Source organism: Herbidospora galbida (genome assembly GCF_005233835.1).
Lineage (GTDB): Bacteria > Actinomycetota > Actinomycetes > Streptosporangiales > Streptosporangiaceae > Herbidospora > Herbidospora galbida.
Genome location: NZ_SZQA01000064.1, coordinates 17,380 through 27,579, shown reverse-complemented (window position 1 = coordinate 27,579; position 10,200 = coordinate 17,380). Strand labels below are relative to the sequence as shown.

9 protein-coding genes and 1 pseudogene are annotated in these 10,200 nt (G+C 73.6%); 4 read left to right on the top strand and 6 right to left on the bottom strand.

Annotation, left to right across the window (positions count from 1 at the left end; translation table 11 throughout):
• The coding region (locus tag FDA94_RS36775; protein WP_212735676.1) for a hypothetical protein at positions 1-1,170 on the bottom strand (1,170 nt) is incomplete at its 3' end.
• Positions 1,171-1,219: 49 nt separating this feature from the next.
• Positions 1,220-1,459 (bottom strand): annotated as a pseudogene (locus FDA94_RS41655) (aggregation-promoting factor C-terminal-like domain-containing protein); the annotation flags it as partial.
• Positions 1,460-2,025: 566 nt separating this feature from the next.
• Here FDA94_RS41655 and FDA94_RS36765 point away from each other — a divergent pair.
• From FDA94_RS36765 to FDA94_RS36755, 3 genes are all read left to right on the top strand, one after another.
• Positions 2,026-2,493 carry a glutathione peroxidase gene (locus FDA94_RS36765; RefSeq protein ID WP_137251647.1) on the top strand — a complete coding sequence of 156 codons (468 nt, stop codon included), beginning with the start codon at positions 2,026-2,028 and terminating at the stop codon, positions 2,491-2,493.
• Positions 2,494-2,628: 135 nt separating this feature from the next.
• The gene (locus FDA94_RS36760; RefSeq protein WP_137251646.1) at positions 2,629-2,943 is read left to right on the top strand and encodes a hypothetical protein; all 315 of its coding nucleotides are present in this window, start codon (positions 2,629-2,631) and stop codon (positions 2,941-2,943) included.
• Positions 2,940-4,304 carry a DUF4012 domain-containing protein gene (locus FDA94_RS36755; RefSeq protein WP_137251645.1) on the top strand — a complete coding sequence of 455 codons (1,365 nt, stop codon included), beginning with the start codon at positions 2,940-2,942 and terminating at the stop codon, positions 4,302-4,304. Before FDA94_RS36760 ends, FDA94_RS36755 begins: the two co-directional genes overlap by 4 nt.
• Here FDA94_RS36755 and FDA94_RS36750 read toward each other — a convergent pair.
• Positions 4,276-5,283 (bottom strand): LacI family DNA-binding transcriptional regulator, encoded by a 1,008-nt coding sequence (locus tag FDA94_RS36750; RefSeq protein ID WP_137251644.1) that lies wholly within the window; start codon positions 5,281-5,283, stop codon positions 4,276-4,278. The genes FDA94_RS36755 and FDA94_RS36750 overlap by 29 nt on opposite strands.
• Before the next feature lie 200 nt (positions 5,284-5,483).
• Between FDA94_RS36750 and FDA94_RS36745 the strand changes: the two genes are divergently transcribed.
• Positions 5,484-6,707 (top strand): ABC transporter ATP-binding protein, encoded by a 1,224-nt coding sequence (locus FDA94_RS36745; protein ID WP_137251643.1) that lies wholly within the window; start codon positions 5,484-5,486, stop codon positions 6,705-6,707.
• Positions 6,708-6,919: 212 nt separating this feature from the next.
• Here the strand turns inward: FDA94_RS36745 and FDA94_RS36740 are convergent, their stop codons facing one another.
• Genes FDA94_RS36740 through FDA94_RS36730 form a run of 3 tightly spaced genes read right to left on the bottom strand, consistent with a single transcriptional unit; the run spans position 6,920 to position 9,977 of the window.
• On the bottom strand, positions 6,920-8,197 hold the full coding sequence (locus tag FDA94_RS36740; protein ID WP_137251642.1) for a tyrosine-protein kinase domain-containing protein: 1,278 nt from the start codon (positions 8,195-8,197) through the stop codon (positions 6,920-6,922).
• Positions 8,194-9,186 carry a glycosyltransferase family 4 protein gene (locus tag FDA94_RS36735; protein WP_170991285.1) on the bottom strand — a complete coding sequence of 331 codons (993 nt, stop codon included), beginning with the start codon at positions 9,184-9,186 and terminating at the stop codon, positions 8,194-8,196. Before FDA94_RS36735 ends, FDA94_RS36740 begins: the two co-directional genes overlap by 4 nt.
• Positions 9,183-9,977 (bottom strand): NAD-dependent epimerase/dehydratase family protein, encoded by a 795-nt coding sequence (locus FDA94_RS36730; RefSeq protein ID WP_137251640.1) that lies wholly within the window; start codon positions 9,975-9,977, stop codon positions 9,183-9,185. Before FDA94_RS36730 ends, FDA94_RS36735 begins: the two co-directional genes overlap by 4 nt.
• Between the last annotated feature and the right edge of the window lie 223 nt (positions 9,978-10,200).

Genomic DNA, 10,200 nt, shown 5'->3' with positions numbered 1-10,200 from the left:
CCGGGGCAGCAGCGCCGTGACCGCCGTGCCGGCCGTGACCAGCGCGGCGACCGCCACCCCGCCCGGCAGCAGCACGGGCAGGTCGGCGTCGAGGCCGGGGGAGGGTTCGTAGAGGGCGGCGGTGCCGTAGGGCAGCCACGCCGAGGCCAGGACCGAGGCGAGCACGCCCGCTCCCGCGCCCAGGAAGGCGGACGGCAGGACGGCCGCCGCCGTCGCCGTGGCGGCCTGCCGCCGGGTCATCCCCACCAGGGTCAGCGGGCGCAGGTCGACGGCCGATGTGGTGGCGTACCGGAAAACGGCCTGTGCGACCAGCACCGCGGCGGTGAGGAACGCCGCGACGGCGAAGACCAGCAGGCAGCCGGTCTCGAACCCGATCACCTGGCGCACGTGGGCCAGTTCGTCGGCGCGGTCGGCGATCTCGACGTCGCCGCGCCCGGCCAGCCACGCCCGCAGCGCGGGCAGCCCGCCGTCGGCCACCCTGACCAGCCCGTTGAGGGGCGCCTGGCGGTCCGGCCCCAGGATCTCGTCGGGATAGGCCGCCACCAGGCCCGGAGACGGGATGAAGTGGCCGCGCCCGTCGGGCTCGTCGGCGTACCAGGTCGAGCGGACCACGCCGACGATCGTGACCGGCACCCTCGGCCCGCGCGGAGGGCCGGTGCGGGCCCCGCCGATCCCGGCCGCCGCCGTGTCCGGCGTCGGCAGCAGCACGGTGACCCGCCGACCAACGGTGAAGCCCCGCGCCGCGTAGGCCGGGGTCACCACCGCCTCGTGCGCGCTCGCCGGGTCGGGCAGCCGCCCGGCCAGCACGACCGGGCGCTCGATCGTCCGCATCGCCTCGGTGTCGGCCGCCACGAACGGCGACGGCGAGTCGTCGCCCGGGTCCTCCGCGAGCACCGTCGAGGTGTAGCCGGGAAACGTCGTCACCGCCTCGACCTGCGGCAACGCGCGCAGGCCGGCCCAGTCGAACCCGGCCTGGTTGGGCAGGACGACGGCGGTCGCCGGGGCCGTGACGGCCAGCAGGCGGTCGACCGCGCCGCCGCCCCTCCGGGCCCCGGCCACCGCGGTCAGCACGGTGGCCGTCCCGAACGCCACGAGAAGGGCCAGGATCAGGAGCGACCGGCCGCGCCGCCGTGTCTCAAGGCGCAGCCAGGCCGCGATGATCCCGTCCATGCCCGGCAGTCTGCGCCGTCAACGCGCCGGCTGCCAGGGGGTTGTCCCCTCAGTACCAGTTGTGGGCCTGGAAGTGCCCCCACGCCCCGCACGGCGAGCCGTACCGGCCCTTGATGTAGCCGATGCCCCAGCGGATCTGCGTCCTGGGGTTCACCCGCCAGTCCCAGCCCGCCCGGCCCATCTTGTCGCCGGGGAGCGCCTGCGGGATCCCGTACGCGCCCGACCAGCGGTTGCGCGCCCGGTGGTTCCAGTTGCTCTCGCGCGTCCACAGGCTGTCGAGGCAGCGGAACTCCCGGCGCGCCCAGTCGCGGCGGAGGATCAGGCGGTGGGCGTACATCTTGCTGCTCACCTTGATCGAGGGTGCGGCCCTCCGTTTCCAGGAGTGGCCGTCGTGTCCGCTCCCGCAGGCGGAGGCGGGGGTGGCCCCGGCGAGCGCGGCGAAGGCGAGCATGGCCGCGACGGTGCCGCGACGTGCGCTGATGCTGTCCAAATCGGTCCTTGTCCTCGGGTCGCGTGCGGTCGACGGGGGACAACCCCCGTGTCCGGTACGCCCATGGCTCGCGCGCACTGGTCCGCGCGGCCAAACCGGATAACAGAGACCAACTCCCGGAGGCACCGCGACGTGTCCTAGCGCGGATTGAAGTACGCCGGGCGACCGCGCCGCCGCGTCTTCGACCCCCCGAGAACGGTTGTTTGCCGACCCCGTGCCAAGCCCGGGTGATCACACGGCCCGGCGCTGGCCGGGCGGGGCGGACGGTAGAGGTCGCGATGGCGCGGAAATGCCGTCCGCCTGGGGTTTCAGGTCGTCTCCACGGGGTGAGCGGGACGAAAGTGACGCTCTGTAGAGTCGGCCCCATGACGAATCTCGACATCCCCGTGACCACCCTCGACGGCCGGGCCACGACGCTCGGCGACCTCCTCCAGGGGCGTTCGGCGCTGGTCGTCAACGTGGCGTCCAAGTGCGGCCTGACCCCGCAGTACACCGGCCTGGTCCGTCTCCAGGACACCTTCGCGCCGCGCGGGTTCACCGTCATCGGCGTGCCGTGCAACCAGTTCATGGGCCAGGAGCCCGGCACCGCCGACGAGATCCAGGAGTTCTGCTCGGTCACCTACGGCGTCGACTTCCCGCTGCTGGAGAAGGCCGACGTCAACGGCGACGACCGCCACCCCCTCTACCGCGCGCTCGTCGGCGACGGCGAGGACATCAAGTGGAACTTCGAGAAGTTCACCGTCAACGCCGGCGGCGAGGTGACCGCCCGCTTCGCCCCGCAGATCGAGCCCGAGTCGGCCGAGGTCGTGGCCGCGATCGAGAAGAACCTGTAGAGCCGGCGGCAAGTTTCGGTCATGCGGGCGCGCCGCTCGGCGGGCCCGCACGGCCGCCCTCGTAGGAAAGGAGCACCGGCCCGCCAGCTTTGGGGACACAGTGGCCGGAATCCGCTGCTCTTTCCGGGGGAGGCCATGCTCGCAGCGCGTGCCCTCGCCTGTGTGGGGCTGATGTGGACGTGCCTGGCCGCCGCCGTGCCCATCTCCGTGCCGGTTTCGCACGACGTGGCCGACGCCTTCGTCACGGGGGAGCAGGCCACCGTCGAGTTCTTCGACGGGTGGGAGTCGCCCGCCGTCGATCCGCGCCGTCCGGTCGCCGAGGACCTGCCGTTCACCGGCGCTCCCCTTGAGGCGCTGGCCGTGGCCGCGTCGGGGCTGGCGCTGACCGGGGTGCTGCTGGCCGTCGGGAACCGGCGGCGCAGGCGGGCCGAAGCAAGGCGCCTGACGTGAGGGTGCGCTGGGCGCGGGTCGGGTGGGCGCGCGTCGCCTGGAAGCGCAAGGGCTGGCTGCGGACCGCCGTCGCGGCGACCGCGCTGACGGCGACCACGCTCGGCGTCGCCTGGCCCGTCTACCTGGGCGTCTCGGCCGCGCGGCACCTGTCCGACGCCAGAGACGCGTTCAAGGAGCTGGCCCGCTCGACCCGGCTGATCCCGCCCGGTCCCGAGATCGCGGCGCGGCTCGGCGAGGCCCGGGCCGGTGCCGAGGCCGCCATGCGCTACACCTCGGGCCGTGACTGGGCGCTGCTGGCCCGCCTGCCGTTCGCCGGCGAACCGGCCAGGGCGGTCCGCGACTACGCGCGGGCCGCGCTCGACCTGGCCACCGGCCTCGAACTGCTGCTGCGGCAGAACCGCGCCGAGATCCCGCGCGCGGTCGGCCACCTGCGGGCTGCGCGGGAGGTGCTGCCCCAGGTCACCGCGTTGCAGCGGGTCGACACGCTGGCCGCGCTGGCGGGCCTGCGCGGCCGTTACCTGGTCGCCGTGCAGAGCCCCGACCGGGCGCGGGCGACCGGGGGAGTGGTGCGCGGGTTCGGGGTGGTGACGATCGCGCCGTCCGGCTGGACCGTCGAACCGGTCCGCCGGGTGCCCGACGTCGCCGCGCACGTGGTCGACCTGGGCGCCGGCTACGCCTCCCGCTACGGCGCCGACGCGACCGCCACCGCCGCCGCGTCGAACCGGTCACCGCACTTCCCGTACGCCGCCCGCATCTGGGCCGCCCTCCACGGCCGCCCGGTCGACGGGGTGATCGGCGCCGACGCGGCCACGCTCGCGCGACTGTCGGGCCTGGCCGGGCTGCCCGGCCTGATGAAGGTCATCGACCAGGGGCACATCAGGATCTGGTCGGCCGACCCCGAGGAGCAGCGGCTGCTGGAGCGCACCCCGCTCGCGGGCGTCCTCACGCCCGCGCCGGGGCCGTTCGCCTACCTGGTCGTCAACGACGCGGGCGGCGACGGGATCGGGCGCAACCTCGATCGTACCGTCGAATACCGGGTGTCCCCTGAGTGCGGCAGCACGGTCTCGGCGACGCTGCGCAACGGCGACCGCGACGGGAAGGTGTGGGTGTCGGTGTTCACCGCGACGGGGTCGCGGCTGGAGAAGGCCTACCTCGACGGGAAGGTGACCGCGCTGAAGCAGGAGACCGAGCACGGCCACCCGGTGTTCTCCACGACGCTCGACCTGGCAGCCGGGGAGACCCGGACCCTGGAGCTGCGGCTCATGGAGCCCGTCTCGCCGGCCGCGCCGGTCGTGCCGGAGCAGCCCATGGCCAAGCCGCAGCGGACCGTGGTCACCGCCGGGGAGCGCAGCTGCTCCTGACGATCAGCTCGGTCGGCAGCGACACCGTCCGGGGCCGCCGCCCGTGGCGCAGCACCAGCTCGGCCGCGCGGTAGCCCACGTCGGAGGCGGGCTGCGCGATCACCGTCAGCGGGGGCGAGCACAGTTCGGCCCACGGCACGTCGTCGAACATGATGAGCGACAGGTCGCGCGGGATGCGTACATAGAGCTCGCGGGCGGCCAGCACGGCCGCCTCGCCGAGCATGTTCCCCCCGGCGATCACGGCCGTCAGGTCGGCCCGCCGCTGGAACAGCCCGGCCGCGGCGGCGTAGGCCGAGTCGCGGCTGGCCCGCGCGAACACCACCAGGTCCTCGTCGAGCAGGTCGCCCATCGCCTCGCGGAACGCGGCGACCCGGTGGGACATGCCCTGGCGGGCCAGGAAGCCGATCTTGCGGTGGCCGAGCCCGGTCAGGTATTCGATCGCGGTACGCAGCCCCGACCGGTCGTCGGTCAGCACGGCAGGCACCTCGTCGAGCGCGCGGGCGTGCTGGCCGGGCGACCACACGCGGCGGTCGGCGAACACGACGTTCAGCCCGGCCCGCACCGCGCTCGCCCACATCTCGCCGTCGCCGGTCGGCACCGCGATGATGCGGTCCATGCTCTGCTCCAGCAGCCCGCCGACCAGGTCGGCCTCCTGCTCGGCGTCGTCGCCGGTCACCCCGATGGTCACCGGCTCGCGGTAGGACCGCGCGCACGACAGCACCCCGTCGCACAGGCGCGCGTAGAACCCGTCGGTGATGTCGGGCACCAGCAGGGCGACCCCGCCGCTGCGCTGCTGACGTAGATTGCGACCGAGGGCGCTCGGCCGGTAGTCGAGCTTGGTCGCCGCGTCGAGCACCCGCTCCCGGGTCTCCGCGCTCGCCGACCCCCCCGACAACACCCGCGACACCGTGGCCACTCCGACTCCCGCCAGTTCGGCGACGTCTTTGATGGTGGTCCGGCGCGGTCCTGGAGTGCTCATGGAAACGATTCCATCATCATTCCATCGTCACCGCCAGTCTCGGAACGATAACGCGACACGCGATGACGAGCTGAAACCGGGCGAGTCGCTTGACACGGATGTCCGGTTCGGGTGAGATGCATGAAAACGTATCCACTTTTCCCTCAATGGGAAGGCGGCGCCGGGGTCCGCGCGTGCCTTCCGGAGCGCGAAGGACTGGCATGGCATCTATCGTTCTGAACAACGTCGACAAGATCTACGCGGGCGGGGTCAAGGCCGTGAACGGCCTCAACCTGGAGATCAAAGACGGCGAGTTCATGGTTCTCGTCGGCCCCTCGGGCTGCGGCAAGTCGACCGCCCTGCGCATGATCGCCGGGCTTGAGGACATCAGCGGCGGCGAGATCGTCATCGGCGACCGGGTGGTCAACCACCTGCCGCCGAAGGACCGCGACATCGCCATGGTGTTCCAGAACTACGCCCTCTACCCCCACATGACGGTCGAGGAGAACCTCGCCTTCGGCCTCAAGCTCCGCAAGATGAGCAAGCCCGAGATCGCCAAGCGCGTGAACGAGGCCGCCAAGATGCTCGGCCTGGAGCAGTACCTCAAGCGCAAGCCGGCCGCCCTCTCCGGCGGTCAGCGCCAGCGTGTCGCGATGGGCCGCGCCATCGTGCGCGAGCCGCAGGCCTTCCTCATGGACGAGCCGCTGTCCAACCTCGACGCCAAGCTCCGCGTCTCGATGCGCGCCTCGCTGAACCAGCTCCACGAGCGCCTCGGCGTCACCACCGTCTACGTCACCCACGACCAGGTCGAGGCCATGACCCTCGGCGACCGCGTCTGCGTGCTCCGCGACGGCATCCTCCAGCAGGTCGACACCCCGCAGAACCTGTTCGACAAGCCGGTCAACCTCTTCGTCGCCGGCTTCATGGGCTCCCCGTCGATGAACTTCACCTACGCCGAGCTCGTCCGCGACGGCGCCGGCGCGGCCGTGGCCTTCGCCGGCTACAAGCTCCCGGTCCCCGACACGGCGTTCGCCGAGAAGGCCGGCCTTGAGCGCTACATCGGCAAGCGCATCATCCTCGGCATCCGCCCCTCCGACTTCGAGGACGCGGTCGCCGCCAACGGCGCCTCCGCCGGCTGGGCCCGCGTGCCCGTCAAGGCCAACGTGACCGAGGAGCTCGGCTCCGAGATCAACGTCCTGTTCACGATCGACGCCCCGCCGGTCGAGCACAAGGACACCGTCGCCGCCGCCAACGACGGTGACGAGGAAGAGGCGGCGGCGCTGCCGCTGACCGGCGACAAGTCCCTGTGGACCGCCCGCGTCAACGCCCGCAGCCACGTCCGCCCCGGCCAGAACATCGAGCTGGTCGTGGACACCCACAACCTGCACTTCTTCGACGTCGAGAGCGGCCTGTCCATCGGCCACCCCGCCAACGTGGGCCGCTGACGACATACCCTTCAACGGCAGAGCCCGCCCCGGCCAACTTCCCCCCTCCGTTTGGCCGGGCGGGTTCTGTCTTTTCTTTTGCGGCCCGATTCAACGGTGGAGCCGCGCGGTTGCCCGGTGGCAACAGACGAGGGGATCTACGCGCAACAACGCCGCGGTGATTCTCGTCAGTCTCGCGGCGAATCCCGCCCACGCCGTGGCGACCGCGTGACCTACCGGAAGGCCCTGCGGGGCGCCCGGTCCTCGGGGTAGGGCGAGCGGGGCCGTACGGGAGCGAAGTTCAGCACCCCGCCGACGAGCTGCGCGTTCACCCGCGCGAGCTGCGCCACCGCCTGGGCGAGCGACTCCCGGCGGGCGCGGCCGGCGCGGGCCACCAGGAGCACCCCGTCGCAGGCCGTCGCCAGGACCGCCGCGTCGGTCACCGGGAGCAGCGGCGGCGCGTCGACGACGACCAGGTCGTGGTCGGCGGTCAGGTCCGACAGCACGCGGCGCATGCCGGGCGAGCCGGCCAGTTCGCTCGGGTTGGCCGGGATCCGGCCGCTGGGCAGGACGTCGAGGTCGTGGCGGCGCTGGAGGGCCTCCGGCAGGCGGGCCGAGCCGGCCAGGACGTCGGTCAGGCCCATCGACCGGGGGTCCAGGCCCAGGTGGGCCGCCAGCGAGGGGCGGCGCAGGTCGGCGTCCACCAGAGCGACCCGCAGGCCGGTCCGCGCGACGGCCAGGGCCAGGTTGATCGCCAGGGTCGACTTGCCCTCGCCCGTGTCGCAGCTGGTCACCAGCAGGGAGCGCGGGCGGCCGTCGACGCCCACGAACCGCAGGTTGGTCCGCAGCGCGCGGAAGGCCTCAGCCCGGACGCCGGTGACGATCAGGGGGCGGCGGCGGTCGCGCCCGATGACCCCGAGGGTCGGCGCGCCGGTCACCTCGGCGAGGTCGTCGCTGTCGGCGATCGTGGTGTCGAGGCGGGAGCGCAGCATCAGGAAGCCGTAGGCGAAGACCAGGGCCAGCAGGATCCCGGCCGCCACGTTCACCAGGGGGCGCGGTGAGACCGGGCGCGTCGGCGGGGTGGCCTGGTCGACCACGGTGACGCCGATCGCGGAGCGCTTCTCCAGGGTGTGGATCAGGCCGCTGAGCTCGCCGCCGATGCGGTTGGCGACGCGGGCGGCCCGGTGCGGGTCGCCGTCGGTGACGATGGCGCGCAGCAGCACCGTGCCGGGCACGACCTCCGACCGCACGTCGAGGGCGGCCGGGTCGAGGTGCTCGGCCACCGCGACCTCCAGCAGCACGCGGCGGCTGGTGACCAGGCGGGCGTACGACTTCACCCGCTGCTGCGACAGCGGGTCGGCGGAGCCCTTCTGGTCGACCATCAAGGAGACGGCCGCCGCGTACCTGACGGGCATGGAGCCGGTCACCAGCAGCGCGCACGCCGCGCCGCCGAGGGCGGCCACGAGGAGGATCCACCAGCCCCGGCGCACCAGCCGCAGATGTTCCGTCATGCCGTCACCGCCACCCGATAGACGTCGACCTGCTGGAACGCGAGCACCCCGGCGACCGCGGCGGTCCCGGCGCCCGACAGGGCGACCAGGGGCGACAGCAGGCCCAGCGTCATGGCCACCGCGAGCGCCCCGCTCACCGCCGCGCTCGCCGCGAGGCCGTACACGATCACCGGCGCCGGCAGCCCGACCCGCCGCAGCCGGTGCGCCACGTGGTCGGTGCCGCCGCACGTCAGCGGCCGGTGGTGGAGGGCGCGGGCGAGCAGCACGACGCCCGTGTCGACGGTCGCGGTGAAGGTCGCCAGCAGCGCCCCGGCCGGGGCGTGGAAGGGCCCGTCGAAGACCAGCAGCGCGCACCCGGCGACGGTGAAGCCGATGAACAGCGAGCCGCAGTCGCCCATGAAGATGCGGGCCGGGGTCCAGTTGTGGACGAGGAACCCGGCGGCCGAGCCCGCCAGGGCGAACGGCACCAGGGCGACCGGCCCGCTCCCGGCGGCCAGCGCGGCGGCGCCCAGGGTCAGGCCGGTCGCCGTCGTCACCGCGCCGAGCGCGCCGTCCATGTTGTCGAGCAGGTTGAAGGCGTTCGCCGCGAACACCAGCCAGGTCGCGGTCAGCGTCACGTCGAGCCACGACACGCCGGTCAGGTCGGCACGGACGCTGTTGACGGCGACCAGCAGGGCGGTCGGGGTCTCCACGGCCAGGCGCGGCAGCCGGCCGAGCGGGCGGGCGTCGTCGACCAGGCCGACCAGGGCGAACACCAGGCCGCCGAAGAGCAGGGCGTGGACGCGCGGGTCGTCGGCCACGCCCGCGACGGCCGTGCCGAGGATGATGGCCGGGCCGCCCAGGTACGGGGTCGGGGCCCGATGTGCCTTGTGCCCGCCGGGGTGGTCCACCAGCCCGACCCGCAGGGCCAGGCGGCGCAGCGGCTCGACGGCCAGGGCGCCCACGACGGTGGCGGAGACGGCCGTGCCGAGCACGATCGCGGGGTTCACCGGACGCGGGCCTCGCTGATCGTGTCGAGCAGGATCTCGTCGAGGTTCCGGCGGGGCCGCCATCCGGTCAGCGCCCGCAGCCGCGACGCGTCGGCCACCCGGAAGCCGGGTTCGGGGGCGCCGCCGTGGAAGGTGATGCCCGAGGCGCTCCCGGCCAGTTCGACGATCGCCTTGGCCAGTTCCAGCACGCTGACCTCGTCGTCGGCGCCCACGTCGAAGATGCCGCCGAGGGCGAACGGCTCGTCGAGCAGCAGCGTCAGCGCCTCCACGACGTCGCGGACGTGGGTGAGGCAGCGCACCTGCGACCCGTCGCCGGGCACCACCAGGTCGACCCCGGCCAGCGCCTGCCGGATCATCCTCGGCACCAGGTGCTCCTCGCGCTGCCTCGGCCCGGCCACGTCGAACAGCCGGGCCACCACCACGAGCAGGTCCTTCTCGGTCCGGTACGTCGCCCCGCGCGGCGGCTCCCCGGTGGAGAAGGCCGCGGCGTGGTCGTCGGTGCCCACCAGCACCTTGCGGCCGTGCCGCCGGGCCGCGTCCAGCACCGCCTCGCCGCCCGCCAGGTGGACGACCGCGTCACACCCGCCGACCAGGTCGCCGACCAGCGGGGCGTCCAGCGCGCACCCCTGGACGAACCGCAGCGCCGGATGCCCGCGCAGGTGCCGGAGGTTGGCGGGGGACCCGCTGGACAGATCGTCCAGGACGGTGACCGTGTCGCCCCGGGCGAGCAGGGCCCCGGTCAGGTGCGAGCCGACGAAGCCGCCGCCCCCGGTGATCAGATGGTGCGCCACGGTGCTCCTCGCTGTCAGTGGGCGAGAGAGACGGTAGAGACGCCGTCGGCGCGGGCCGGCTCAGCCACGCGCGGGCTTGCGCCGCCTTTTGCGGATTATTGGCGACCCGCGCACGTACCCGAAGGAGGTGCCGCGCGGCCGAGCGCCCTGCCCATAGCGGGGCAAACCGGGTCACGATGGCAAACGAGCCGCTAATCCTTCGCAAGCGCATGACATTCGCGCT

Bases quoted from the DNA above. Each gene is read 5' to 3' on its own strand.
- FDA94_RS36740 (WP_137251642.1), bottom strand. From the start codon at position 8,197: ATGACGGAACATCTGCGGCTGGTGCGCCGGGGCTGGTGGATCCTCCTC.
- FDA94_RS36765 (WP_137251647.1), top strand. From the start codon at position 2,026: ATGACGAATCTCGACATCCCCGTGACCACCCTCGACGGCCGGGCCACG.
- FDA94_RS36750 (WP_137251644.1), bottom strand. From the start codon at position 5,283: ATGAGCACTCCAGGACCGCGCCGGACCACCATCAAAGACGTCGCCGAA.
- FDA94_RS36760 (WP_137251646.1), top strand. From the start codon at position 2,629: ATGCTCGCAGCGCGTGCCCTCGCCTGTGTGGGGCTGATGTGGACGTGC.
- FDA94_RS36745 (WP_137251643.1), top strand. From the start codon at position 5,484: ATGGCATCTATCGTTCTGAACAACGTCGACAAGATCTACGCGGGCGGG.